The organism is Streptococcus mitis (assembly GCF_047462815.1).
Classification (GTDB): domain Bacteria; phylum Bacillota; class Bacilli; order Lactobacillales; family Streptococcaceae; genus Streptococcus; species Streptococcus mitis_DO.
Genome location: NZ_JASHFB010000006.1, coordinates 62,275 through 86,523, shown reverse-complemented (window position 1 = coordinate 86,523; position 24,249 = coordinate 62,275). Strand labels below are relative to the sequence as shown.

The following is a 24,249-nucleotide window of genomic DNA, read 5'->3' as shown; positions in this document are numbered from 1 at the left end:
CTGACCACTAGATAAAACAAAGAGAGCCTATCGCTCTCTCTGCTCACATTTCACTCTCTGTGGAATGAACGTTATTTGGTTGCTTTTGAAAATGTTACAACGTAGTTATAATCTTTCCCATTAGCTTGGTAGACATAGTCCTCTTTGAAACTATAGCCGCGTTTGCTCAACTCTTCTTTCTTAGCATCAACTTGGCTCTTGACTGCTGCTTTCACCTGTTCATTTGTTGAACCTTCCGCGATTTCAATAGAAGTTCCATCGATATCTCCTAGGAAACCTGCAATATCCTTCATTTTATCAAAGTTATAAAATACATTTACTTTGACCTTTTGAGAAGCTGGCTGTTCTAGACTTCTACGATTTCTGCTAGCCCGTGGTTGAACTGCTGGAGCCATTCTGAAACCTGAAGTTCCTGTAGTCTCCTTAGTGAATGTAACGACGTAATTATAATCTTTCCCATTAGCTTGATAGACATAGTCCTCTTTGAAAGTATAGCCACGTTTGCTCAACTCTTCTTTCTTAGCATCAACTTGGCTCTTGACAGCTGCTTTAACCTGTTCATTTGATAAACCTTCCGCAATTTCAAGAGAAGTTCCATTGATATCTCCTAGGAAACCTGCAATATCTTTCATTTGATCAAAGTTATAAAAAACATTGACTTTGACCTTTTGAGGAGCTGGCTGTTCTAGACTTCTACGATTTCTGCTAGCGCGTGGTTGAACTGCTGGAGCCATTCTGAAACCTGAAGTTCCTGTAGTCTCCTTAGTGAATGTAACGACGTAGTTATAATTTTTCACAGTAGTATCTTGTTCAAAAATAATGTCATTTTTCACATGATACCCTCTAGCAGCTAAGTCTTTTATCTTGGCTTGAATTTTTTCTTTTACTAGCTCTTTTGCCTGTGCTTCACTCGTTCCTGCAGGAATTGTGACAGTGTTATTTTCTCCCGGATCAGATAGGAAGCCATGAATATCTGGCATTCCAGCGAAGTTATAGCTAATATTTACAGTTCCATCTGGTTCTGATGTTGAACGTGCTACTCTTCTTGCTCTTGCTTGAACTGATGGGGCATTTCTAAAACTTGAACCTCTTTCTGAAGTTGAAGAAGGTTGTGTTGGAGATGCTACTGCTGATCTGGAAGTCCCACTTGCACCATGACCAATCGCTGTGCTTCCATTGTCAATAGTAGTACCTTCATTACGGCCATTTGTTAAATTATCTTTATTATAGTTTGGTGCTGGTAATTCTTCACCTGGAACATTAATCTCATCAATCTTAGTTTGATATTCATCCGTAGCATCTACTGCTGCATCGTGATTCTCAGCATTATTTATCGCTTCTAATCCTGCTTCTTTTAATTCTTTTAATTTAGCTTCTAACTTAGCTTTTTCTGCTTCATCTTTAACTTTTTCAATTTCACTAAGTTTTGAAGCCGCAATTTTTTTAATAACATCTTTTCCATCTTTTTTTGCTTCCTCAAGTTTTTCATCTTTAGGTGCTACTTCTTCAGACGGAATATCTTCTTTAGGTGCCGGAGCCGGATTTGATGTTTCATCCTTTGAATCTACTGGATTTGATGTATCTCCATTTTGATTAGTTGGTAGTTTATCCTCTTTGGGTGTTGTTACTTCTGGTTTTGAAGCTGGAGTTTCAGGTTGTTCTGTAGTCCCTGTGTTTGAAGTAGTATCATCTGTTACCGGACTTGATGTTGCTGCATTACCTGAATCATTTGTAGCATCTGTAGATGGAGTATTGGAAGGTTCTGCAGTTGTTTCAGAGTTACCTGTTTCTCCAGCTGGCTGTGCAGTGGAATTGGTATCGCCTGATGTGACCGGTGCTTCTTCGCTTGGGGTTACCGGTGCTGGTGTCGTTGGTTCCTCTACTTTTGGTGCTGGCACCGCTGGTTCTTCTGCTTTCGGCGCTGGGGTCGATGGTTCTTCCACTTTCGGTGCTGATGCCGCTGGTTCTTCCACTTTCGGTGGCGGTGTCGTTGGTTCCTCCACTTTTGGTGCGGGTGTCGTTGGTTCCTCTACTTTTGGCGCTGGTGTCGTTGGTTCTTCCACTTTTGGCGCTGGTGTCGTTGGTTCTTCCACTTTTGGTGCGGGTGTCGTTGGTTCCTCCACTTTTGGCGCGGGAGTCGTTGGTTCCTCCACTTTTGGCGCTGGGGTCGTTGGTTCCTCTACTTTTGGTGCTGGGGTCGTTGGTTCCTCTACTTTTGGCGCTGGTGTCGTTGGTTCCTCCACTTTTGGTGCGGGAGTCGTTGGTTCCTCCACTTTTGGCGCTGGAGTCACTGGTTCTTCCACTTTTGGTGCTGGTGTCGTTGGTTCCTCTACTTTTGGCGCTGGGGTCGTTGGTTCCTCCACTTTTGGTGCGGGTGTCGTTGGTTCTTCTGATTTTGGTGCTGGAGTCACTGGTTCTTCCACTTTTGGTGCTGGTGTCGTTGGTTCCTCCACTTTTGGTGCGGGAGTCGTTGGCTCCTCTACTTTTGGCGCTGGAGATACTGGTTCTTCTGCCTTCGGTGTTGTCGCCGCTGGTTCTTCTGCTTTTGGCGCTGGGGTCGCTGGCTCGTCTGCTTTCGGCGCTGGGGTCGCTGACTCATCTGCTTTCGGTGCCGGTGTCGATGGCTCATCTGCTTTCGGTGCTGATGCCGCTGGCTCGTCTGCTTTCGGCGCTGGGGTCGCTGACTCATCTGCTTTCGGTGCCGGTGTCGATGGCTCATCTGCTTTCGGTGCTGATGCCGCTGGCTCGTCTGTTTTCGGTGCGGGTGTCGATGGCTCATCTACTTTTGGCGCAGGTGTCACTGGTTCTTCCACTTTTGGTGCAGGTGTCGATGGTTCTTCTGCTTTCGGTGCGGATGTCGTTGGTTCCTCTGCTTTCGGTGCTGGAGACGCTGGCTCCTCTGCTTTTGGCGCTGGAGATACTGGTTCTTCTGCCTTCGGTGTTGTCGCCGATGGTTCTTCTGCTTTTGGCGCTGGGGTCGCTGGTTCTTCCACTTTCGGTGCTGGAGACGCTGACTCATCTGCTTTCGGTGCCGATACTGCTGGTGTTTCCACAACTACTGGTGTCGTTTGTTTAACTGTAGTAGTTTGCTCTCCAGTTACAGTATCTGTCTTTGTTTCAACTTCATAACTTTGACAGCTACCAGAATTATCAATCGACACTCGCTGTCTTTTGACTTCTGTATTTCCATCTTTTAGAAAAGCTTCTTCGCTAAAATACAATTTATTATTGGCAAAAATCAAATCTCTATTTGCAATACGATTTATCTCAACTAAACTATCAACAGATAGCCCCGTTGCTCCACTAATAGCACTCAGTGTATCTCCCCACTTAATTGTGTAGTGTGACAAATTGTTTATATTTTGAATATCAGCTTTTACTTCTGCAACTGTTCTGGCTACCCAAACACCATCTTGTTCATTAGCTGAAACAGTTGGAGCTAAAAAGCCCAGCCCCAATAAAATCACACCTGTCGCAACAATTGCACCAGTTCTTAATTTTCTAAATCCACGTAGGGATAATGTCCCTCTAACATTTGTTTGTCTCATAATGTTTATTTTTCCTCACTAATCTATATTTTCCAAAGTAGACCCTGCCTAAGTCTACTAAGCTATATTTGCAATATGGATAGGCTTCTACAGATTTATCTATCTATTTTCAAGATAAAATTTCTATAGATTTTTATGCACAATTCCATATATAAGTTGTGAAATTCCTTTCTAATAAATTCCATAGCTTTAGTATATCATATTTAAACACTAAAGTACAAAGAAAGCGATTGAAAGCAATGATTTTCACCACTGCTTTCGGCTCTATTTTGTATTGTTAAATATCCATTCTCTATCTATCATTCTGAAATATAAAAACAAGATGCAGTCTCTATTTTAGACTAATTTTTTCAAACTTATTCGCTATCCAGCAGAAGCTCTTTTGGTTGTTTTCTAAGGAGATTGCTTGAAGCAAGCGCCATAACGAGAACCACTAGAACCAAGGCAAGGACAAAGACGATGATAAAGTCTGATGTCTGAATGGAAATGTCTAGACTTGACAAGGTCTTGCTAAAGCCATCTACTTCTGCACCACCACCAAGGTTAGAGGCTTGAGCTGCCTTGCTAGCCTGTTTGGCAACACCTGAAGTGACATTGGCAAGGACAGTATTTCCGATTGCACGGGCAGTGTAATTAGCTAGGAAGTAAGCAGAAACAAGAGCAGGGATGGCAATCAAGATAGATTCAGTGATAAATTGCCCCAAGATACTTGCCTGCTTGAGACCGATAGAGAGGAGAATTCCCACTTCCTTGCGACGAGCGTTGATCCAAAGGCTGAGTAAGAGGGCAAGGAGAAGAACTGAGAAACTCAAGCTACCCCAGAAGAGGAGGTTGGCCATCTTGTACATACCAGAGATGGATTGCTCAAGAGCTGGATAGTTAGAGGAGCTCTTAACTAAAGTATAGCTCTTCCAGTTGATACCACTGATGCCATTCAACTCTTTCATAACATCATCCAAGTTCTTGTCCGCTGTTACAAAGAAGGTTGCGTCCCCATAAATAGCTGTGTCTTCTGTGTATCCATAAAGTTTTGCAGCAGTGTGAATGTCTGTGATAGCTGTATTTTCATAGAGTTCTTGTGAGTAGGTTACTGCTGACTTATTGTGGCCATCAAAGAGTCCCTTGATTGTCACTTCGACTGTTTCCTTGGCACCTTTTTCATTGTCTGCATCGTAGATATTAGAGTCTAGTTTGACCTTGTCCCCTACTTTCCAGCCGTGTTTGGCTGCTAAGTCCTTGTGTAGGAGGATCTTGTTCTTATCATCGTTGGTTAGGTGCTCACCTTCGACCAGTTTATAAGAACCAGAGACAAACTTGTCTTCTTTAGAGGAGTCATTGACACCTGTAATCATCAAGCTACTTCCAAAATGTTTGGCACGGTCAGGTGTCAGATTTTTCTTGGTTTCTGGCGTTTCGATGAGTTCATAGCCAGTCAAATCTCCGATAGCATTAATGCGTTTCACATAAGACTCGATGGCCTTGTTTTCGGTGATTTTTTTGATATCTTCCCCCTTAATATTCCCAGCACCACGAGGCGTTCCTTGATTAACGTGACGATTGATTTGCATGGAGAAGCTATTGGTGATATTTTTAAAGGTCTCCTGAGAGGCCTTGGCAGTAGCTCCCTTGATTGACAAGCCAACCAAACTCAAGCTCGCCATGAGGAGAATAATCAGGAAGATGACAATCGATTTGAAAAACTTCCTTGTAACATAGGCAAATGCGTTGTGTAACATAGGTTTCCTTTCTAGGTTTGATTTTATAATTCTATCAAAACACGCTCAAATTATTTACTAGTATTGCGAGTTTCAGTCAGTTTCTTATCTTTCAACTCAAGTGTAATATCTGACGCTTGTGCCACTTCTTTACTGTGGGTGACGACGATGACACATTTACCTGTTTTCTGCGTAAGTGATTTGAGCAGTTCGACAATATCTCCAGCAGTTTTAGGGTCCAGATTTCCTGTTGGCTCATCAGCTAGAATAACTGGAGCTTCCGATACCAAACTGCGAGCAATAGCCACACGTTGTTGTTGACCACCTGATAACTGGAGAACATTCCGCTTGATCTGATTTTCATCCAAACCAAGCTCAAGAAGTGTATCCTTGCTTGCTTTTTTGTTGACCAAGCGGATATTTTCCAGTGGAGAAAGATAATCTATCAAGTTATAATTTTGAAAGACCAGGGAAATATGGTGCATGCGATGGTAGGAATAGCCCTTCTTACGAATGTCTTCCCCTTGGAAAAGAATCGAACCTTCAACAGGACTATCTAGACCAGCCAGGAGGGACAAGAGAGTAGATTTTCCTGCTCCCGACTCACCAATAATACTGTAAAATTTCCCAGGTTCAAAATTATAATTGATCTGATATAAAACTGCCTCAGCAGTGTTTTTATAACGGTAAGTAACATCTTGTAATTGTAATAAAGTCATGATTTCTCCTTCTTAACTAATAGATGATAAAATTTCTTTCGGTGATTTTCTAAATAAGAATAGGAAACAAAGGGCTACAGATAAGCAACTAAGCAGAACTAGAAAAACATAGGATTCTGCAAAGGATAGGAGACTAGTTGATAGACCGCTTGCTTTGGCTAGCGTATCTTGTAAGCTTGCCTGATCTCCACTTGCGAGTAGGGTTTGGAGTAGGTAAGATGTGATTGTGTTTCCTGCAACAAATGCTGGAAGCAAAGCACCGAGAGATACCAAAACTACCTCTAAACAGAATTGTAGGAAGATTGAGCTCTTGCCTTTTCCAAGTGCCAGTAAAATTCCCACTTCGTAGACCCTTTCTCTCAACCAGAGAGATAAGACCAAAATTAAGGCTCCAGCTCCAGCTATCAACATCCCATAAAGGAAGATGGTTAGGAAGGTTTGGAAGGTTGCAACTGAGTCTTTGATTTGTTCAAAAGTCTTGTTTTCCTTTTCGACTTGATAACCTTGATTCTCCAAGGACAAGTTTTCTACCTGCTTCATGAGTCCGTCCATTTCCTTAGGATTTTCTACATAGAAGCGCGCTGCACTAACTTGAGGTTCACTATTGCCCAAAAGGGTTTGGCTACTTTCATAGTCTGTAAAGACTTGGTTTTCACTGAAGTCAGAAGACAAACCTGTAAATTTCTCTTGTTTTTTACCAGAGAAGATTCCGACGATTTCAAACTCAACTGTCTGTTCCTTGCCAGTTTCTGACTGACTAGCTTCTAAGGTAATCTTATCATGAACGGAAAGACTATTCTTCTCAGCCAACTCTTCGTGGATGAGAATTTTCTTGGAATCCCCTTTTTGAAGGTGTCGCCCTTCTTTTAAGTTGAAAGCCGAGCTGGTAAAGGTGACATCCTTGGATGAATCCTCAAGCGCCGTTAAACTAACCAAGTTCTTGTCCGCAGCTGACAAATCATCACGTTCTACGCTCTGCTCGCCACTCACTGCTTCCTTGTCTTTTAGTTTTGCGACCGTCTCCAGTTCAGGAGAGACATTTTCTAGTCCCTTAATCTTGCTTACAGATACTAGGTCCGATAGCTTGAAGGTCTGACCATTTTCTATCTTCTTAATAGAAAAAGAGGTATTGAGTGATTTGTAAAGATTGGTTTCCACTGTTTTATTGGACTTCATCAGAGTCAAACAGGCTGAAATTCCGCCTAATAGGACCAATAAAATCAGAAATAAAATAAAACTTCTCAGCCGTTTTCTGCTGACATAAGCCCAAGCTCTTTGGATTGGATTCATTTGTCACCTCCATATTTGTAAGACTATTATAAAACCCAAATATGAAATGTTTATGAAATACGAAAAAAGAGCAAAAATTTTTGGCTCTACTTTAACTAGATGAAAAAAAGAGCTAGCCTCAGCTAACTCTTATCCTATGCGGAGAGAGGGACTTGAACCCTCACGACCTAAAGCGGTCACAGGATCCTTAGTCCTGCGCGTCTGCCAATTCCGCCATCCCCGCGTCGATTACTTTACTAGTATATCAACTTTTGGGATCCTTGTCAACACTTTTTTTCAAAAATTTTTCATTTCATCAACCAAATTACTCTGAAATTTCATTTAGTTTTTCATCTACCAACTTAGCTCCGAGTGTATTTTTGAAATGACCTAGGGCAAATTGATGATTTTCAGGCCAGATGGAAGCAACAGCTGGTTTAACAATCTCGATATCATATCCTAGATTATAGGCATCTATAGCTGTATGCAGGACACAAATATCCGTCAAGACTCCTGTTAAGATAACTGTAGAAATTCGACGCTCTCTCAAGCGGATATCCAGGTCAGTCCCTGAAAAAGCTGAGTAATGGCGTTTATCCATCCAAAAGACACGACTGTCTGAACCATGTTCTTGATAAAAGGTCCCCAAATCTCCGTATAAATTCCGCCCACTAGTCCCAATCAAATTGTGAGGAGGAAACAGCTTGCTTTCTGGATGAAAACAATCGTTTTCTTCGTGAGCATCAATGGTAAAAAAGATGTAATCTCCGCGTTCAAAAGCTAACCGAGTCACCTTGCTGATGGCATCCGAAATCGCCTGAGCTGGAGCACCAGCTGTCAGCTTCCCACTATCAGCAACAAAATCTTCTGTATAATCAATCGAAATCAAAGCCTTAGTCATTAGTAATCTCTTTTCTTCACTTCTTCAAAAATATCTGAAATCAATACCTTAAGATAGGTTCCCTTCATTCCAAGTGAGCGACTTTCAATAATCCCAGCAGATTCAAGTTTGCGAAGGGCATTGACAATCACAGAGCGAGTGATTCCGATACGGTCTGCAATCACAGACGCAGTCAACTGCCCTTCATTTCCATTTAATTCCCCTAAAATTGCTGAAACAGCACGGAGTTCGGAGTAAGAAAGGGTGTTGACTGCCATGGTGACGGCAGTACGGCGACGGATATTTTTCTCATCTTCTTCTCGTTGGAAGTTAAGAAGCTGAATCCCAACAACGGTACTGGCAATCTCAACAAGAATCAAGTCCTCGTCTTCGAATTTTTTATCATTGCGCCAAATAATCAAAGAACCAAGGCGAATCCCTGATACATGAATCGGTGCAATGGTTGTCAAGCCATCTGGAAAATCCGAACGACTCTCTACAGGGAAAATACTCAAATCATGATCAACTGTCAGATTTGCTTCTGTATCGTAAATCATGTTCGCACCTTGAATGTAGTCATCCGGAAAAATCTTAGTTTGGAAGAACTGCTCTACACGATCTGTATTGGTTTTATAACGCATAAAATAGCCAAGGAGACGTCCTTTGCTATTTACGATACAAGCATTACAATCAATAATATCTGCCAGTTGACGGGTAATAGCATTGTAGGGAAGTTCTTCCTGCAACTGCTCCTCCGAGCGCTTCAGGATAGAAGTAATTTTTCTTGTTTTTTCTAATAAATGTGCCATTTTTCACCTCGAATTTAATCGCTATCATTATAACATAAAAAGCTTGAATTTTCAATTATTATCTGAAAATTGCTTATTTAATTGCAATTTAGACTAGCTGAAATATTTTAGAAAAATAGATTTTTATCATTGACAAACTAATTTATTTTTGATATTATATTATCATAAGAAGATGAGTGGATAATACCTTTCCATTTCACCTATCCTTTGCTATCACCATCTTCTTTCACCCTTGGTCTCCTTATATAAAAAAGCGATTCATTTTGAACCGCTTTTTCTTATTTGTCGCCCTTGTTACGAATAACAAAGCCTGTTTGCTTTTCGCTTGAAGTATTGCGTGGTTTTTTATTGTCTTTATTACGGTAACGTCTGTCTTTATCAAAACGATCATTGCCACGACTTCCTTTTTTAAAATCATCACGACGACCATTGCCACGGCGATCACGGTCTCGACGGTCGTCCCCACGACGGCCTCCACGACCTCCCTTACCTTTACCACCGAAGCCATTACCTGATGGTTTAAACGGCAGTGGTTTTTCACGCGCAATCTCTACTTCAGGAAGACTATCTGGATCCTGAACTGTTAAGCTGAGAATATACATGGCCAATTCTTCAGGACTAAATTCAGCCGCTAATTTACGAGCATCTTTAGCAAATTTCTCAAAGTTGGAACGAATTTCTTCATTTGCGAAATCACGTTCGATTTTCTTGAGCGCAACTTGCTTTTTAGCTTGGAAGGCTTCTTCTGCACTTGCAGGTTTGAGACCTTTCATGCGTTTCTTTGTCAAGTTCTCGATGATTTGGAGGTAACCCATTTCATTAGGTGAAACGAAGGTAATAGACTGACCTGATTTACCAGCACGACCTGTACGCCCGATACGGTGAACATAACTTTCAGGATCTTGTGGAATATCGTAGTTGTAGACATGGGTCACACCTGAAATATCCAAACCACGCGCTGCAACGTCTGTCGCAACCAAAACATCAAGATTGCCATTTTTAAAGTCACGAAGGACACGAAGACGTTTGTTTTGGTCCAGGTCTCCATGAATTCCTTCAGCACGGAAGCCACGGATTTTCAAACCACGAGTCAATTCATCTACACGACGTTTGGTACGACCAAATACGATAGCAAGTTCTGGTTGTTCCACATCCATGAGACGAGTCATGGTATCAAATTTTTCTTGTTCTTTAACTCGGATATAGTATTGGTCAACCAATTCTGTTGTCAATTCCTTAGCCGCAATCTTGACATGTTCAGGTTCTTTCATAAACTGAACACCGATACGTTTGATGGGATCTGGCATAGTTGCTGAGAAAAGCAAAGTTTGACGGCTTTCAGGGACACGAGAAATGATCGCTTCAATGTCTTCAAGGAAGCCCATGTTGAGCATTTCATCCGCTTCGTCAAGGATGAGAGTTTCAATATCTTGTAATTTCAAGGCCTTGCGTTTGATCAAGTCTAAGAGACGACCAGGTGTTCCCACCACGATATGGGCACCAGATTTAAGAGCCTTAATTTGTTTTTCAATGCTTGATCCGCCATATACTGAGCGAACTTTGACTCCCTTACTACGACCAAAGCGGAAGAGTTCCTCTTGACTTTGGACAGCAAGTTCACGTGTTGGAGCGATGACCAAGGCTTGGATAGTTGCTTCTTCTGTACGGATTTTTTCAAGGGTAGGCAAGCCAAAGGCTGCAGTTTTTCCTGTACCAGTCTGAGCTTGACCGATAACGTCCTTACCTTCAAGAGCCAAGGGAATAGTTTGTTCTTGGATCGGACTGGCTTCTACAAAACCAGCTTTTTCAATCTCTGCTAGCAAATCAGCAGACAAGTTTAATTCATTAAATTTCACGTTATTCTTCTTTCTAAAGGTGGTGCGAAGCCACCCTATAGGGCTTAGTTTATACTTTTCTTTTTATGACGTATTTTCATATACTGGATATAAAATCGTGTTGCTTCTTTTCCACAAAAGAAAAGTACTGTTTTCTTTGCAACCTATCTAGTATAACACAAGACAAGCTTAAAAGATAGCATTATCCGAAAATAAAGTCATGTAAACGATTTTTTGAGAAAATGAGGCTGAAATTTCCAATATTTTATAAACTTTTTGAAAGCGTAGCAGAATTGTGCAAAAGTTTTTTTCTTGTGCTAGAATGAAATGCGAATAGGAGGAACTCTAAATGTTAACTTATGATTTAATCGTTATCGGATTTGGTAAAGCTGGTAAAACACTAGCAGGTAAATTGGCTTCAGCTGGTAAAAAAGTTGCCCTCATTGAACGTAGCAAAGCCATGTACGGTGGAACTTGTATCAACATTGGTTGTATCCCAACTAAGACTTTATTAGTTGCTGCTGAGAAAGACTTGTCTTTTGAAGAAGTGATTGCTACCAAAAACACGATTACTGGTCGCCTAAACGGTAAAAACTATGCGACTGTTGCTGGTACAGGCGTGGATATCTTTGATGCGGAAGCTCACTTCCTTTCAAATAAAGTCATCGAAATCCAAGCTGGCGATGAAAAGAAAGAACTGACTGCTGAAACAATCGTCATCAACACTGGTGCTGTTTCAAACGTCTTGCCAATTCCTGGACTTGCTACAAGCAAAAACGTCTTTGACTCAACAGGTATCCAAAACTTGGACAAATTGCCTGAAAAACTTGGAATTCTTGGTGGCGGAAATATCGGTCTTGAATTTGCTGGTCTTTACAACAAACTTGGAAGCAAGGTTACAGTTCTAGATGCCTTGGATACTTTCCTACCTCGTGCAGAACCTTCCATCGCAGCTCTTGCTAAGCAATACATGGAAGAAGACGGTATTGAATTACTTCAAAATATCCGCACTACTGAAATCAAAAACGATGGTGACCAAGTGCTCCTTGTAACTGAAAACGAAACTTACCGTTTCGACGCCCTTCTCTACTCAACTGGACGTAAACCAAATGTAGAACCACTTCAACTTGAAAATACAGATATTGAACTAACTGAACGTGGTGCTATTAAAGTAGACAAACATTGTCAAACAAACGTTCCTGGTGTCTTTGCAGTCGGGGATGTCAACGGTGGCCTTCAATTTACCTACATTTCACTTGATGACTTCCGTGTTGTTTACAGCTACCTTGCTGGAGATGGCAGCTACACTCTTGAAGACCGTCTCAATGTACCAAACACAATGTTCATCACACCTGCACTTTCACAAGTCGGTTTAACTGAAAGCCAAGCAGCTGATTTGAAACTTCCATACGCAGTGAAGGAAATCCCTGTTGCAGCAATGCCTCGCGGTCACGTAAATGGAGACCTTCGCGGAGCCTTCAAAGCTGTTGTTAATACTGAAACAAAAGAAATTCTTGGAGCAAGCATCTTCTCAGAAGGTTCTCAAGAAATCATCAACATCATCACTGTTGCTATGGACAACAAGATTCCTTACACTTACTTCACAAAACAAATCTTCACTCACCCAACCTTGGCTGAGAACTTGAATGACCTATTTGCGATTTAAGTTAAGATTCAATCGTATTGAACAGCCCTCTTCGGGCTGTTTTTACTTCTGCGAAATCTCAAATCTGTCTTTTCCCTCTTTTATGATATAATAGAAACATGAAATTAAAAACTACTTTGGGCCTCCTAGCTGGGCGTTCTTCCCACTTCGTTTTAAGCCGTCTTGGCCGTGGAAGTACGCTACCAGGAAAACTTGCCCTTCAATTTGATAAAGATATTTTACAAAACCTAGCTAAGAACTACGAGATTGTCGTGATCACTGGAACCAACGGAAAAACCTTGACAACTGCCCTCACTGTCGGCATTTTAAAAGAGGTTTATGGTCAAGTTCTGACCAACCCAAGCGGTGCAAACATGATCACAGGAATTGCGACAACCTTCCTAACAGCCAAATCTTCTAAAACTGGTAAAAATATTGCCGTTCTAGAAATCGACGAAGCCAGTCTATCTCGTATCTGTGACTATATCCAACCAAGCTTATTTGTTATCACCAATATCTTCCGTGACCAGATGGACCGCTATGGTGAGATTTACACAACTTACAAGATGATTTTGGATGCCATTCGTAAGGTGCCTACAGCTACTGTTCTCCTCAATGGTGACAGTCCGCTTTTCTACAAGCCAGCTATTCCAAATCCTGTTCAGTATTTTGGTTTTGACTTGGAAAAAGGACCAGCCAAACTGGCTCACTACAATACCGAAGGTATTCTCTGTCCTGACTGTCAAAGCATCCTCAAATATGAGCACAATACCTATGCAAACTTGGGTGCCTATATCTGTGAAGGCTGCGGATGTAAACGTCCTGATCTGGACTATCGCTTGACAGAACTAGTTGAGTTGACCAACAATCGCTCTCGCTTTGTCATTGACGGACAAGAATACGGTATTCAAATCGGTGGTCTCTACAATATCTACAACGCCCTTGCTGCAGTTGCTATCGCCCGTTACCTAGGCGCTGATTCTCAACTGATTAAACAAGGATTTGACAAGAGTCGTGCTGTCTTTGGACGACAAGAAACCTTCCATATCGGTGACAAAGAATGTACCCTTGTCTTGATTAAAAATCCAGTCGGTGCGACCCAAGCTATCGAGATGATTAAACTAGCTCCTTATCCATTTAGCCTATCTGTCCTCCTTAACGCTAACTATGCAGATGGAATTGATACAAGCTGGATCTGGGATGCTGATTTTGAACAAATCACTGACATGGATATTCCTGAAATAAACGCTGGCGGTGTTCGTCATTCTGAAATTGCACGTCGCCTTCGAGTGACTGGCTATCCAGCTGAGAAAATCACTGAAACAAGCAATCTGGAACAAGTTCTCAAGACCATTGAGAACCAAGACTGCAAACATGCCTATATCCTAGCAACTTATACTGCTATGCTGGAATTCCGCGAACTGCTGGCTAGTCGTCAGATTGTTAGAAAGGAGATGAACTAATGGTTTATACTTCACTTTCCTCAAAAGCTGGCAATTACCACTATCAACTCAACATTGCCCACCTCTATGGAAACCTCATGAATACTTATGGTGACAATGGAAATATCCTCATGCTCAAGTATGTGGCTGAAAAGCTGGGAGCCCATGTGACCGTTGACATCGTTTCTCTCCATGATGACTTTGATGAAAACCACTATGATATCGCCTTTTTCGGCGGTGGTCAAGACTTTGAACAGAGTATCATTGCAGACGACCTACCTGCTAAAAAAGAGAGCATTGATAACTACATCCAAAACGACGGTGTAGTTCTGGCTATCTGTGGTGGTTTCCAACTATTGGGCCAATATTATATTGAAGCTTCAGGTAAACGTATCGAAGGGCTCGGTGTCATGGGCCACTACACCCTCAACCAGACCAATAACCGCTTTATCGGTGACATCAAGATTCACAATGAAGATTTCGATGAAACCTACTATGGCTTTGAAAACCACCAAGGACGTACCTTCCTCTCTGATGACCAAAAACCACTAGGACAGGTTGTCTATGGAAATGGAAATAACGAAGAAAAGGTCGGCGAAGGGGTTCATTATAAGAATGTCTTTGGTTCCTACTTCCATGGGCCTATCCTCTCTCGTAATGCCAATCTAGCTTATCGCCTAGTCACTACTGCTCTCAAGAAGAAATATGGTCAGGACATCCAACTCCCTGCCTATGAGGACATTCTCAGCCAAGAAATCGCTGAAGAATTCAGCGACGTTAAAAGCAAGGCTGACTTTTCTTAAATTAAGAACACTATATCAAAGAACTCCGTTATCTTGTCGGAGTTCTTTTTACCTGTTCTTTTACCCTTCTCCCTTGCATTTTCTCTCTTTTTTTGCCAAAATAGAGGGGTAGAAAGAAGGTAGCATATGTCTAAATTACAACAAATCGTAACATATCTTGAATCAGAAAAACTAGACGTCGCTGTCGTATCTGACCCCGTCACTATTAATTACCTCACTGGCTTTTACAGTGATCCCCATGAACGCCAAATGTTCCTTTTTGTCCTAGCGGATCAGGAACCTCTCCTCTTTGTCCCAGCACTTGAGGTTGAGCGTGCAAGCAGCACCGTTCCCTTCCCAGTTGTGGGCTATGTAGACTCTGAAAATCCATGGCAAAAAATGAAACATGCTCTTCCACGGCACGACTTCAAACGCGTTGCTGTTGAGTTTGACAATCTCATCTTGACCAAATACCATGGCTTGAAAACAGTCTTTGAAACTGCTGAGTTTGACAACCTCACTCCTCGTATCCAACGCATGCGCCTCATCAAATCAGCTGATGAAGTACAAAAAATGATGGTTGCAGGTCTCTATGCGGACAAGGCTGTCAATGTTGGTTTTGACAATATTTCTCTTGATAAGACTGAGACAGATATCATCGCCCAAATCGACTTTGCTATGAAACGTGAAGGCTATGAAATGAGCTTTGATACTATGGTCTTGACTGGTGATAATGCTGCAAATCCACACGGTATTCCAGCAGCTAACAAGGTTGAAAACGATGCTCTTCTCCTCTTTGACCTTGGTGTCCTCGTCAACGGCTACGCGTCAGATATGACTCGTACAGTCGCTGTCGGTAAACCAGACCAATTCAAGAAAGATATTTACAACTTAACTCTTGAAGCCCAACAAGCTGCTCTTGACTTTATTAAACCAGGTGTAACTGCTCATGAAGTGGATCGCGCTGCCCGTGAAGTCATCGAAAAAGCTGGTTACGGTGAATACTTCAATCACCGTCTCGGTCATGGTATCGGTATGGATGTCCACGAATTCCCATCTATCATGGAAGGAAACGACATGGTCATCGAAGAAGGCATGTGCTTCTCTGTTGAACCAGGTATCTATATCCCTGGTAAAGTCGGTGTCCGTATCGAAGACTGCGGTGTTGTTACCAAGGATGGTTTTGACCTCTTTACAAGCACCAGCAAAGACTTGCTTTATTTTGATTAATATTCATCTAATACTCAATGAAAATCAAAGAGCAAACTAGGAAACTAGCCGCAGGTTGCTCAAAACACTGTTTTGAGGTTGTAGATAAGACTGACGAAGTCAGTCACATATATACGGCAAGGCGACGTTGACGAGGTTTGAAGAGATTTTCGAAGAGTATAAAATCTTCCCACAATAAAACGCATAGTATCAAGGTTTTATTGCCTGATACTATGCGTTTTTCTGATTTTTAAGACTTTTGACTCAGCCTCTTTACTTAATCTTCTTGATACTTTGACTAAGAATAAATCCTACAATCATCCCTACCATATTTTGCATGAAATTTGGTAGAATTTCTGGTAGAGCTGCAGCCCAGCCATTCATCAAAGTAGAACCTAAGGCGTAGCCCCCTACCATGGCAATCGTTGATAGGATAAGGCCTAGCCACTGAGTCTTGCCTTTAAATCCTGCGAAAAATCCCTGCAAGCCATGGTTGACCAAGCTAAAGAACATCCACTGAGGATAGCCTGATAAGAGATCAATCAAGAAACCTGCTAATCCTCCAACTACGGCTCCCTCTTTACTGCCAAAGTAAAAAGCCGTAAAGAAGATACCCGCATCTAAAAGAGTTAAAATGCCTGTCGGTGTTGGGATTTTTAGGAAATAACCTAGAACCACAGAAAGAGCGGTTAAGAGGGATACAAGGGCGATTTTAGTTGTTTTGGTTTGCTTCATATTGTCTTACTCCATATTGATCTGCTTGTGCAATGGCACGATAAACGAAAGCTTTAGAACTTTCTACTGCTGGTAAAAGTTCATCACCTTTAACCAAGTGACTGGCAATGCTTGAGGCAAAGGTACAACCTGCACCAGCATTTTGGCCTTGGATGACAGGATTTTCTAGGACTGTAAAGGTTTGTCCGTCATAAAAGACATCTACAGCCTTGTCCTGACTAAGGCGATTGCCTCCCTTGATAATGACTGCTGGCGCTCCTAAGTCATGCAATTTCTGCGCTGCAGTTTTCATGTCTTCCAAGGTTTTGATTTCCTGACCAGCCAATAATTCTGCTTCTGGGAGGTTAGGCGTAATCACACTGACATAAGGGAAAAAGCGAATCAACTCTTGGCAGAGCTCACTGACAGCTACATCGTGCGTTTCCTTGCAGACCAAGACTGGATCCAATACCACAGGCACTCCTGGGCGCTGCTTGATAAAGTCTAATGCTTTCTCAGCCACACTGACAGTTGGTAGAAGACCGATTTTAATTCCCCCAAACTCCACATCTCTCAAACTATCTAATTCATGTTGAAAAATGGTATCGTCAGTTGGAAAGACTTCAAATCCTTTTTCTGTCAAGGCTGTCAAACAAGTCACTGCTACAAAGCCATGCAAGCCGTTCAAGGTATAGGTAGCCAAATCAGCTGACAAACCACCACCACTAAAAATATCATTCCCAGAAAGTGCTAAAATACGATTATTCTTCATAACGAATCTCCTTTAAATACAAACCATTTGGTGCTGCAGTGGGACCTGCAAGTTGCCTGTCCTTCTTCTCCAAGATCAGATCAATCTGCTCCACTGGCATACGATTATTTCCGATTTTGAGCAGCGTCCCCACCATATTGCGAATCTGTTTATACAAGAAACCATTTCCTGAAAAGGTAAAGGTCAAAAATTGGCCTGTCTCATCGACTGTTAAACTAGCTTCTGTAATGGTGCGAACCTTGTCTTCTACACCAGTTCCAGATGCTGTAAAGCCGGTGAAATCGTGGGTTCCCTCTAGCTTTTTGATTGCAATCTGCATCCGTTCCACATCAAGTGGGTAGGGAAAGTGAGTGGCATAATGACGGCGCATAGGATTTTTGGGACGTCCTCTATCCACAATAAACTCATAGGTCTTGCTGTGCTTGGCATAACGACAATGAAAATCATCCGCCACAAGCTCAATTGAAATCACATCAATATCTTCAGGAGATTGGGTATCCAGAGCAAAGCGAAGTTTTTCCCCATCCATTTGATAGGGCAAGTCAAAATGAATGACCTGTCCCAAAGCATGAACCCCACTATCAGTCCTACCAGCACCGTGAACGGTAATGGCTTGCCCCTTATTCAATCTAGTCAAGGTTTTTTCAATTTCTTCCTGAACGCTCCGCGCATGAGGCTGGCGCTGAAAACCAGCAAAGGCATAACCATCATAGGAAATAGTTGCTTTATATCTCGTCATAACCTCTATTTTATCAAGAAATTAGTATCGTAACAAGCCAGAAAATCTATAATTGTCCGGGTACAAAATTTCCAAAAAGAAAACTTAGGAAACCAATCCTAAGCTCTCTTTTGAAGTAGGTACATAACAAAGATAGAGGTTATAATCAACCATGATCCTAAAATGGCAAAGACCAGCATGCCATTGTGAGTTAGTAACCCGATTGCACCTAGAACGAATGGAGTCGTAAAGGCTCCAAAACTACAGCCTAAAACCGCAAATGAGGTTGCTTGATTGAGGAGTTTGGCTGGAATTCTTTCAGAGACAAGTTGAAAGACCGTCGTCAAGGCTACGCTGTAGGAAAACCCAGCCAAAATGCTTCCTGCCACTACCACCCACAAGGATGGAGACAGGGCAATCACAATTTGCCCTAAGCCAAAGGTAATGCCAGACCAGAGGAGCAATTTTTCCTTAAAGATGGAAATCAAGAAAGAAAAACTCACCCCAGCCACAATTCCAATCAACTGCATGACACTAAGAACAAAACTAGATAACTGGGCATCCCCCAGTCCTCTTTCCACCATCAAACTTGGAATACGGATAGTAATAGCCGTATTGGTACAAACTACAACTGCTGCTTCTATAGCTAGGGTAAAAATCAAGCCTTTCATTTCTCGAGTTAAACGACTTGCTTCCTTCGCTTTTTTCTTGACTTCTTTCTTTTCTTTTCCATAAGGGACAAAGAGCAGATAAAGGGTCAGCACTAAAAATCCAGCACTATAGGCTAGGAAGGTAGCTGTCCAACCAAAGGCCAACAACTGGCCGAAGGCCAAGGTAATGAGAGAAGCCCCCACAACCTCTGCAGAACCGCGTAGCCCTAACATCTGAATTCGCGTTTTTCCTTGATAGCGTTCACTGATAATGGAAATGGCCTTGGCATTGATCATCCCAACACCCAAACCAAAGAGAATCCGTGTTCCAAAGACAAAGGGGTAGGCTTGATACCAGAAGGGAGCCGTTCCACTCAGTGATAAAATCAACAATCCCAAACTAATCTGTAAGCGCTCAGGAAAGATTTTTTCTAAGAAGCCATTCAGTAGTAACATAATCATGATCCCGAAGGAAGGCAAGCTCGCCAAGAGCTCAATTTGTTCCTTAGGATAGCCTTGATAATAGTCAAACATGGCTGGTAGGGCACTTGAAATCGAAAAGGACGTAATCAAAACGAGGGAGAGAGCCAAAATACTGGCCCGTTCTAAAAATTGTTTCATGAAATCTCTTTCTATATTTTCTCTTAATCTTCTACTCTTTTGAGAATTATAAAGCAAGAAAAGAAGAAGTCCCATTGGTTTGTAGACTCCTTCTTAAACTCGAAAATGAATCCCTTGTGTCTTATACTCAATGAAAATCAAAGAGCAAACTAGGAAGCTAGCCGCAGGTTGCTCAAAGCACTACTTTGAGGTTGTAGATGAAACTGACGAAGTCAGCTCAAAACATGGTTTTGAGGTTGCGGATGAAACTGACGTGGTTTGAAGAGATTTTCGAAGAGTATTAGGATGACTTTCTCTTGATTTGCTTAATAAAGTAGAAGATAAATCCTGCCACCATATAGGCAACAAAGATAATCAGACACCACTTGAACACGACACCCCACCCCTTGTTCACATTCAAAAAGAAGTAAGGGAAAGGACTAACCTTAGAATTAGGAATGTCTAGTTTCAATACCAAGCCATTAAAAAGAGCAAACATCATATACAGCAAGGGTAAAATCGTCCACACAATTGGATCCCAAATCTTGTATTGATCCTGTTTGTCAAAAAAGAGGGTATCCGCTAAAAACCAAAGGGGAACGATATAGTGGCAAAGGAAATTTTCCAGAGTATAGAAATTAGTCGCAATGGGCGCTAAGAGGAAATGGTAAATCACACAGGTAATCATGATACTCATGGTGATCCCACCTTTTAAGCGCAAGAGACTTGGTCTTTGCCAGTTTTCACCTAAACGGCTCATAACCTTTAAGAGATAGAGCGTAAAAATCGCTACTAAAAGATTTGACAGAACCGTATAATAGAGAAGCATCCCAAATCCACCATGCTTGGCGATTTCAAGATAAACTCCCGTAAAAGCCGCTAGAAACAAGAAGATACGGCTATAAAATACTAGTTTATAGTGCTTTGACATGTTTAAATTTTCTTCACAAACTCTGATTTGAGTTTCATGGCACCAAAGCCATCAATCTTACAATCGATATTGTGGTCGCCTTCTACGATGCGAATATTTTTCACGCGCGTTCCTTGTTTCAAATCTTTTGGCGCACCTTTTACTTTCAAGTCCTTGATGAGGGTTACAGTATCACCGTCAGCCAATTTATTTCCGTTGGCATCGATAGCGACAAGACCTTCTTCTACTTCTGCAACTTCAGCAGGATTCCACTCATGAGCGCACTCTGGGCAAACCAGTAGGGCACCGTCTTCGTAGACATACTCTGAGTTACATTGTGGGCAATTTGGTAGGTTGTTCATGGTTTCTCCTTATAATCATTCACTATTCTTTGAAAATCAAAATTTCTCGAACAGCAACTATTATACCTTAAAATTAGTATTTTGACAAATTTAGAAAAAAACCGATATCAATCTATCGGCTTTTCTACATTTACATTCTTTTTTCAGCTTCTGCTTTGATTTTTTCAACTACTTCTTGAATGTTCAAGCCAGTTGTATCAAGATAGACAGCATCCTCTGCTTGTTTGAGAGGTGAAGTCTCACGATGACTATCCTTGTAGTCACGCGCAGCAATTTCCTCTTTTAGAGTTTCAAGGTCTGTTTCAATTCCCTTGGCAACATTTTCCTTGTAACGGCGCTCTGCTCTCTCATCAACAGAGGCTACTAGGAAAATTTTCAACTCTGCTTGTGGCAATACGACAGTTCCAATATCACGACCGTCCATGACAATTCCACCTTGCTGGGCAATCTCTTGTTGGAGAGAAACTAGTTTCTCACGCACTTGAGGAATTGCTGCAATAGCAGAAACATGATTGGTTACTTCATTTTCACGGATAGGATGGGTAATATCCACATCTCCTACAAAGACAAGCTGTTCTCCAGTTTCTGAACGTCCAAAACTGATTGGATGCTGGTCCAATAAGTCTAAGAGTTCTTCAACTTGTTCAACTCCTAATTGATTCTTGAGAGCCATGTAGGTCGCTGCACGATACATAGCACCTGTATCTAGGTAAGTGTATCCAAACTCCTTGGCAATAATCTTTGCGACCGTACTCTTACCACTTGAAGCAGGGCCGTCAATAGCAATTTGAATGGTTTTCATATCAACTCCTATTTGATTTTAACAACATCACCTGGATTAGCAAACCAAGACCCTGTAGCCATGTGCCCAGGATTCAAGGCCTCTAACTGCGCAATCGAAATCCCAGCGCGAGCTGCAATAGCTGCTTCTCCTTCTCCAGCCAAGACTTTTGTCGTCCCTTCTGGATCTGTAGTTTCCTCCGAGTGTTCAGAAGAAGATTCTGATTCTGAACTCTGTTCAGGCTGGGAGCTACTAGAAGATGAAATCTGTACTACATTTGCGTCTGAATCATGAAAATCTTTCAAGGCTGCTGTGCGATTACTCCCACCCGATGATAGATAGATAAGAACAATAATCATCACGACCACAATTACAAAGAAAATACTGGCTAAAATAGTTAAGATACGATTAGCAATGACTCCTCCACCTTGTTCTCGCTTATAACGTTGTGTTCTTGTTTCCTCTTGATTTTCATAAATATCTTCTTGCCACGGTTCTTTTGCCATACCTTACTCCTTGTTTTTTTTTACGTTTCTTATTACAATATAAATATGAAAATCACACTTATACCTGAACGTTGCATTGCCTGTGGGCTTTGCCAAACTTATTCTGATTTATTTGATTATCACGATAATGGAATCGTGCGTTTTTACGATGATCCTGACCAACTAGAAAAAGAAATTTCTCCTAGTCAGGACGTCTTAGAGGCTGTTAAAAATTGCCCAACTCGCGCCCTGATTGGAAACCAGGAAGCCTAAATCAATGGCGATAATCCACTCCCTCTAGTTTAGCACATTTCCATGTAAAATTATAGTCTTTTCTCTCTATTTTTTTCTGTAAAATCAGGAAGGTCACTTTTTTCTTTGATGAGATAAAGTGGTCTTTTTTTGGTCTCTAGATAAATCTTACTAATATACTTTCCGAGAATCCCAATGGTCAAGAGTTGAATACCACCAAGAAAGAGAATAACAGCCATCAGAGAGGTCCAACCTGATGTCGGATTGCCCAAAATGAGGGTTCGAACCACAACAAAAAAGGTCATGAGCAGAGAAATAAAACAAAATAGGAGACCCGCTACAAAAGCTATAATCAAGGGAAAATCTGAAAAATTCACGATCCCTTCAATGGAGTAGAAAAAGAGTTGCCTAAAACTCCAACTGGTCTTGCCAGCCTGTCTTTCTACATTAGGATAATCCAGATAGTGGGTTTTAAAGCCGACCCAAGCAAAGAGTCCCTTTGAAAAACGATTGGACTCTGTCAAGGATAAAATGGCATCCACTACAGACCTTCTCATCATGCGAAAATCACGAACACCTGACGGTAAGGCTACTGGACTAATTTTTTGCATGAGGCGATAAAAAAGATTAGCACAGAAACTGCGAAAGAAGGGTTCTCCCTCCCGACTAGTTCTCCGTGTTCCAACGCAGTCCAAATCTGCATTCTGATCTAGTAAGGCTTTCATCTCAAGCAACATACCAGGAGGATCTTGGAGGTCCGCATCCATTACCACCACCAGATCTCCCGTCGCATACTGCAGGCCTGCATGGAGGGCTGCTTCTTTGCCAAAATTTCGAGAAAAAGAAAGATAATGCACTGCCGGATTTTGCTCCCGATAGGACTTTAAGAGTTCCAAGGTCCCATCACTCGATCCATCATCGACAAAGACATACTCGATTTCTGCTCCCAAGTCAGGAATCAAATTTTCCAAAGCCTGATAAAAAAGAGGAAGTACTTCCTCTTCGTTTAAACAGGGGACAATGATTGACATCACCATCTTAGTCTTCAAATCCATTTGGATGCTTGCTTTGCCAACGCCATGCGTCTTCACACATTTGGGTGATGTCTAGTTCTGCTTCCCAGCCTAGTTCTGCTTTGGCTTTTGCAGGGTCTGAATAGCAGGCAGCGATATCACCAGGGCGACGGTCTACAATACGGTAAGGAATCGGACGTCCCACTGCTTTTTCCATGTTTTGAATAATTTCAAGAACTGAGTAGCCTTTCCCTGTTCCAAGGTTATAAACGTTTAGACCTGAACCTTTTTGAATTTTTTTCAGAGCTGCAACGTGACCTTTAGCTAAATCGACAACGTGGATATAGTCACGAACACCAGTTCCGTCCTCTGTATCGTAATCGTCTCCAAACACTTGCACTTGCTCTAATTTCCCAACGGCTACTTGAGTCACATATGGCAAGAGGTTGTTTGGAATACCGTTTGGATTTTCTCCCAAATCACCACTCTCATGGGCTCCGATTGGGTTAAAGTAACGAAGCAAGACCACATTCCATTCTGAGTCTGCTTTGTAAATATCCGTCAAAATTTCCTCTAGCATGAGCTTGGTACGACCGTATGGATTGGTCACTGAAAGTGGGAAATCTTCCAAGATGGGCACTGTATGAGGATCTCCGTAAACTGTCGCAGAAGAACTGAAAATGATGTTTTTACAGTTATTTTCTTCCATAGCTTTTAAAAGGCTAACAGTTCCTGCTATATTGTTGTCATAATAGGCAAGAGGGATACGGGTAGATTCACCGACAGCCTTCAAACCAGCAAAGTGAATGACACCTGTTGGTTCTTCTTGCTTGAAAATATCTCTGAGAGTATCCGTATCACGGATATCCGCCTCATAGAAAGGCACCTCAACTCCTGTGATTCTTTCAACAACTTCTAAACTTTTACGGTTACTATTAACAAGGTTATCCACCACAACAACCTGATGACCTGCTTGGATTAACTCAATAACAGTGTGGGTTCCGATAAAACCAGCTCCACCCGTTACCAAAATCTTTTCTTGCATCTTTTTTCCTCGATTCTCGGATTTTTTCTTATTTTACCATTTTTGATAGGGAATGTCATTTGCCATCCTAGAGGGGGAGCTAAAATTTCAGTAA

General features: G+C 41.8%; 23 protein-coding genes and 1 tRNA gene. 6 read left to right on the top strand and 18 right to left on the bottom strand.

Annotation, left to right across the window (positions count from 1 at the left end):
* Positions 1-71 precede the first annotated feature (71 nt).
* From QM865_RS04580 to QM865_RS04545, 8 genes are all read right to left on the bottom strand, one after another.
* Positions 72-3,548, bottom strand: coding sequence for a LysM peptidoglycan-binding domain-containing protein (locus QM865_RS04580; RefSeq protein ID WP_414306109.1), 3,477 nt, complete (start codon positions 3,546-3,548; stop codon positions 72-74).
* A 356-nt stretch (positions 3,549-3,904) separates the two neighbouring features.
* Positions 3,905-5,284: an ABC transporter permease subunit Vex3 gene (gene vex3, locus QM865_RS04575; protein ID WP_414306108.1), complete on the bottom strand. Its 1,380-nt coding sequence runs from the start codon at positions 5,282-5,284 to the stop codon at positions 3,905-3,907.
* Positions 5,285-5,334: 50 nt separating this feature from the next.
* Complete coding sequence (gene vex2 / locus QM865_RS04570) at positions 5,335-5,982, bottom strand: ABC transporter ATP-binding protein (protein WP_203176167.1); 648 nt, start codon at positions 5,980-5,982, stop codon at positions 5,335-5,337.
* A 12-nt stretch (positions 5,983-5,994) separates the two neighbouring features.
* Positions 5,995-7,272 carry an ABC transporter permease gene (locus QM865_RS04565; protein ID WP_203176168.1) on the bottom strand — a complete coding sequence of 426 codons (1,278 nt, stop codon included), beginning with the start codon at positions 7,270-7,272 and terminating at the stop codon, positions 5,995-5,997.
* A 137-nt stretch (positions 7,273-7,409) separates the two neighbouring features.
* Positions 7,410-7,495: transfer RNA gene (locus QM865_RS04560), tRNA-Leu, on the bottom strand.
* An 81-nt stretch (positions 7,496-7,576) separates the two neighbouring features.
* Positions 7,577-8,152, bottom strand: a complete 576-nt coding sequence (locus QM865_RS04555; protein ID WP_000158727.1) for a cysteine hydrolase family protein — start codon at positions 8,150-8,152, stop codon at positions 7,577-7,579.
* Positions 8,152-8,940 carry a GTP-sensing pleiotropic transcriptional regulator CodY gene (codY, locus tag QM865_RS04550; protein WP_000940740.1) on the bottom strand — a complete coding sequence of 263 codons (789 nt, stop codon included), beginning with the start codon at positions 8,938-8,940 and terminating at the stop codon, positions 8,152-8,154. The genes QM865_RS04555 and codY overlap by 1 nt, the downstream gene beginning before the upstream one ends.
* Positions 8,941-9,218: 278 nt before the next feature.
* Positions 9,219-10,796, bottom strand: a complete 1,578-nt coding sequence (locus QM865_RS04545; RefSeq protein WP_414306107.1) for a DEAD/DEAH box helicase — start codon at positions 10,794-10,796, stop codon at positions 9,219-9,221.
* A 328-nt stretch (positions 10,797-11,124) separates the two neighbouring features.
* Between QM865_RS04545 and QM865_RS04540 the strand changes: the two genes are divergently transcribed.
* The 4 genes from QM865_RS04540 (at position 11,125) to QM865_RS04525 (ending at position 15,874) form a co-directional block, all read left to right on the top strand.
* Complete coding sequence (locus QM865_RS04540; RefSeq protein ID WP_414306106.1) at positions 11,125-12,441, top strand: FAD-containing oxidoreductase; 1,317 nt, start codon at positions 11,125-11,127, stop codon at positions 12,439-12,441.
* A gap of 98 nt (positions 12,442-12,539) precedes the next feature.
* Positions 12,540-13,883: a lipid II isoglutaminyl synthase subunit MurT gene (gene murT / locus QM865_RS04535; RefSeq protein WP_414306105.1), complete on the top strand. Its 1,344-nt coding sequence runs from the start codon at positions 12,540-12,542 to the stop codon at positions 13,881-13,883.
* A complete protein-coding gene (gatD, locus tag QM865_RS04530; protein WP_414306104.1) occupies positions 13,883-14,665 on the top strand; it encodes a lipid II isoglutaminyl synthase subunit GatD in 783 nt (260 codons plus the stop codon). Before murT ends, gatD begins: the two co-directional genes overlap by 1 nt.
* A 126-nt stretch (positions 14,666-14,791) precedes the next feature.
* Positions 14,792-15,874: a M24 family metallopeptidase gene (locus tag QM865_RS04525; RefSeq protein ID WP_414306103.1), complete on the top strand. Its 1,083-nt coding sequence runs from the start codon at positions 14,792-14,794 to the stop codon at positions 15,872-15,874.
* Positions 15,875-16,126: 252 nt separating this feature from the next.
* Here QM865_RS04525 and QM865_RS04520 read toward each other — a convergent pair whose 3' ends face one another.
* The 4 genes from QM865_RS04520 to QM865_RS04505 form a co-directional block, all read right to left on the bottom strand.
* The gene (locus tag QM865_RS04520; protein ID WP_414306102.1) at positions 16,127-16,588 is read right to left on the bottom strand and encodes an ECF transporter S component; all 462 of its coding nucleotides are present in this window, start codon (positions 16,586-16,588) and stop codon (positions 16,127-16,129) included.
* Positions 16,566-17,339: a bifunctional hydroxymethylpyrimidine kinase/phosphomethylpyrimidine kinase gene (locus QM865_RS04515; RefSeq protein ID WP_414306101.1), complete on the bottom strand. Its 774-nt coding sequence runs from the start codon at positions 17,337-17,339 to the stop codon at positions 16,566-16,568. The genes QM865_RS04520 and QM865_RS04515 overlap by 23 nt, the downstream gene beginning before the upstream one ends.
* Positions 17,329-18,078 carry a tRNA pseudouridine(38-40) synthase TruA gene (gene truA, locus QM865_RS04510; protein ID WP_414306100.1) on the bottom strand — a complete coding sequence of 250 codons (750 nt, stop codon included), beginning with the start codon at positions 18,076-18,078 and terminating at the stop codon, positions 17,329-17,331. The genes QM865_RS04515 and truA overlap by 11 nt, the downstream gene beginning before the upstream one ends.
* 98 nt (positions 18,079-18,176) lie before the next feature.
* Complete coding sequence (locus tag QM865_RS04505; RefSeq protein ID WP_414306099.1) at positions 18,177-19,328, bottom strand: MFS transporter; 1,152 nt, start codon at positions 19,326-19,328, stop codon at positions 18,177-18,179.
* 130 nt (positions 19,329-19,458) lie between these two features.
* Between QM865_RS04505 and QM865_RS04500 the strand changes: the two genes are divergently transcribed.
* A complete protein-coding gene (locus QM865_RS04500; protein WP_414306098.1) occupies positions 19,459-19,590 on the top strand; it encodes a hypothetical protein in 132 nt (43 codons plus the stop codon).
* An 18-nt stretch (positions 19,591-19,608) separates the two neighbouring features.
* Here the strand turns inward: QM865_RS04500 and QM865_RS04495 are convergent, their stop codons facing one another.
* The 4 genes from QM865_RS04495 to QM865_RS04480 all read right to left on the bottom strand — a co-directional run bounded on the left by QM865_RS04495 (position 19,609) and on the right by QM865_RS04480 (position 21,866).
* Positions 19,609-20,238, bottom strand: a complete 630-nt coding sequence (locus QM865_RS04495; protein ID WP_414306097.1) for a Pr6Pr family membrane protein — start codon at positions 20,236-20,238, stop codon at positions 19,609-19,611.
* A 2-nt stretch (positions 20,239-20,240) separates the two neighbouring features.
* Positions 20,241-20,579: a zinc ribbon domain-containing protein YjdM gene (locus QM865_RS04490; protein WP_020903640.1), complete on the bottom strand. Its 339-nt coding sequence runs from the start codon at positions 20,577-20,579 to the stop codon at positions 20,241-20,243.
* Between the two features lie 130 nt (positions 20,580-20,709).
* A complete protein-coding gene (gene cmk, locus QM865_RS04485) occupies positions 20,710-21,381 on the bottom strand; it encodes a (d)CMP kinase (protein ID WP_414306096.1) in 672 nt (223 codons plus the stop codon).
* An 8-nt stretch (positions 21,382-21,389) separates the two neighbouring features.
* Positions 21,390-21,866 carry an SAG1386/EF1546 family surface-associated protein gene (locus QM865_RS04480; RefSeq protein WP_414306095.1) on the bottom strand — a complete coding sequence of 159 codons (477 nt, stop codon included), beginning with the start codon at positions 21,864-21,866 and terminating at the stop codon, positions 21,390-21,392.
* A gap of 45 nt (positions 21,867-21,911) precedes the next feature.
* Between QM865_RS04480 and QM865_RS04475 the strand changes: the two genes are divergently transcribed.
* Positions 21,912-22,118: a ferredoxin gene (locus QM865_RS04475; protein WP_000705155.1), complete on the top strand. Its 207-nt coding sequence runs from the start codon at positions 21,912-21,914 to the stop codon at positions 22,116-22,118.
* A 50-nt stretch (positions 22,119-22,168) separates the two neighbouring features.
* On the opposite strand, the gene QM865_RS04470 is transcribed toward QM865_RS04475, so the two are convergent.
* The gene (locus tag QM865_RS04470) at positions 22,169-23,134 is read right to left on the bottom strand and encodes a glycosyltransferase family 2 protein (protein WP_414306094.1); all 966 of its coding nucleotides are present in this window, start codon (positions 23,132-23,134) and stop codon (positions 22,169-22,171) included.
* Between the two features lies 1 nt (position 23,135).
* A complete protein-coding gene (gene galE, locus QM865_RS04465) occupies positions 23,136-24,155 on the bottom strand; it encodes a UDP-glucose 4-epimerase GalE (RefSeq protein ID WP_261090550.1) in 1,020 nt (339 codons plus the stop codon).
* Positions 24,156-24,249: the final 94 nt, after the last annotated feature.

Excerpts from the sequence above, each read along its gene's own strand:
- QM865_RS04540 (WP_414306106.1), top strand. The coding sequence starts at position 11,125 with ATGTTAACTTATGATTTAATCGTTATCGGATTTGGTAAAGCTGGTAAA.
- truA (WP_414306100.1), bottom strand. The coding sequence starts at position 18,078 with ATGACGAGATATAAAGCAACTATTTCCTATGATGGTTATGCCTTTGCT.
- QM865_RS04495 (WP_414306097.1), bottom strand. The coding sequence starts at position 20,238 with ATGTCAAAGCACTATAAACTAGTATTTTATAGCCGTATCTTCTTGTTT.
- vex2 (WP_203176167.1), bottom strand. The coding sequence starts at position 5,982 with ATGACTTTATTACAATTACAAGATGTTACTTACCGTTATAAAAACACT.
- QM865_RS04480 (WP_414306095.1), bottom strand. The coding sequence starts at position 21,866 with ATGGCAAAAGAACCGTGGCAAGAAGATATTTATGAAAATCAAGAGGAA.
- gatD (WP_414306104.1), top strand. The coding sequence starts at position 13,883 with ATGGTTTATACTTCACTTTCCTCAAAAGCTGGCAATTACCACTATCAA.
- QM865_RS04505 (WP_414306099.1), bottom strand. The coding sequence starts at position 19,328 with ATGAAACAATTTTTAGAACGGGCCAGTATTTTGGCTCTCTCCCTCGTT.
- QM865_RS04490 (WP_020903640.1), bottom strand. The coding sequence starts at position 20,579 with ATGAACAACCTACCAAATTGCCCACAATGTAACTCAGAGTATGTCTAC.
- QM865_RS04565 (WP_203176168.1), bottom strand. The coding sequence starts at position 7,272 with ATGAATCCAATCCAAAGAGCTTGGGCTTATGTCAGCAGAAAACGGCTG.
- murT (WP_414306105.1), top strand. The coding sequence starts at position 12,540 with ATGAAATTAAAAACTACTTTGGGCCTCCTAGCTGGGCGTTCTTCCCAC.
- QM865_RS04520 (WP_414306102.1), bottom strand. The coding sequence starts at position 16,588 with ATGAAGCAAACCAAAACAACTAAAATCGCCCTTGTATCCCTCTTAACC.
- QM865_RS04475 (WP_000705155.1), top strand. The coding sequence starts at position 21,912 with ATGAAAATCACACTTATACCTGAACGTTGCATTGCCTGTGGGCTTTGC.
- QM865_RS04515 (WP_414306101.1), bottom strand. The coding sequence starts at position 17,339 with ATGAAGAATAATCGTATTTTAGCACTTTCTGGGAATGATATTTTTAGT.
- QM865_RS04470 (WP_414306094.1), bottom strand. The coding sequence starts at position 23,134 with ATGGTGATGTCAATCATTGTCCCCTGTTTAAACGAAGAGGAAGTACTT.
- galE (WP_261090550.1), bottom strand. The coding sequence starts at position 24,155 with ATGCAAGAAAAGATTTTGGTAACGGGTGGAGCTGGTTTTATCGGAACC.
- QM865_RS04500 (WP_414306098.1), top strand. The coding sequence starts at position 19,459 with ATGAAAATCAAAGAGCAAACTAGGAAGCTAGCCGCAGGTTGCTCAAAG.
- QM865_RS04555 (WP_000158727.1), bottom strand. The coding sequence starts at position 8,152 with ATGACTAAGGCTTTGATTTCGATTGATTATACAGAAGATTTTGTTGCT.
- cmk (WP_414306096.1), bottom strand. The coding sequence starts at position 21,381 with ATGAAAACCATTCAAATTGCTATTGACGGCCCTGCTTCAAGTGGTAAG.
- vex3 (WP_414306108.1), bottom strand. The coding sequence starts at position 5,284 with ATGTTACACAACGCATTTGCCTATGTTACAAGGAAGTTTTTCAAATCG.
- codY (WP_000940740.1), bottom strand. The coding sequence starts at position 8,940 with ATGGCACATTTATTAGAAAAAACAAGAAAAATTACTTCTATCCTGAAG.
- QM865_RS04580 (WP_414306109.1), bottom strand. The coding sequence starts at position 3,548 with ATGAGACAAACAAATGTTAGAGGGACATTATCCCTACGTGGATTTAGA.
- QM865_RS04525 (WP_414306103.1), top strand. The coding sequence starts at position 14,792 with ATGTCTAAATTACAACAAATCGTAACATATCTTGAATCAGAAAAACTA.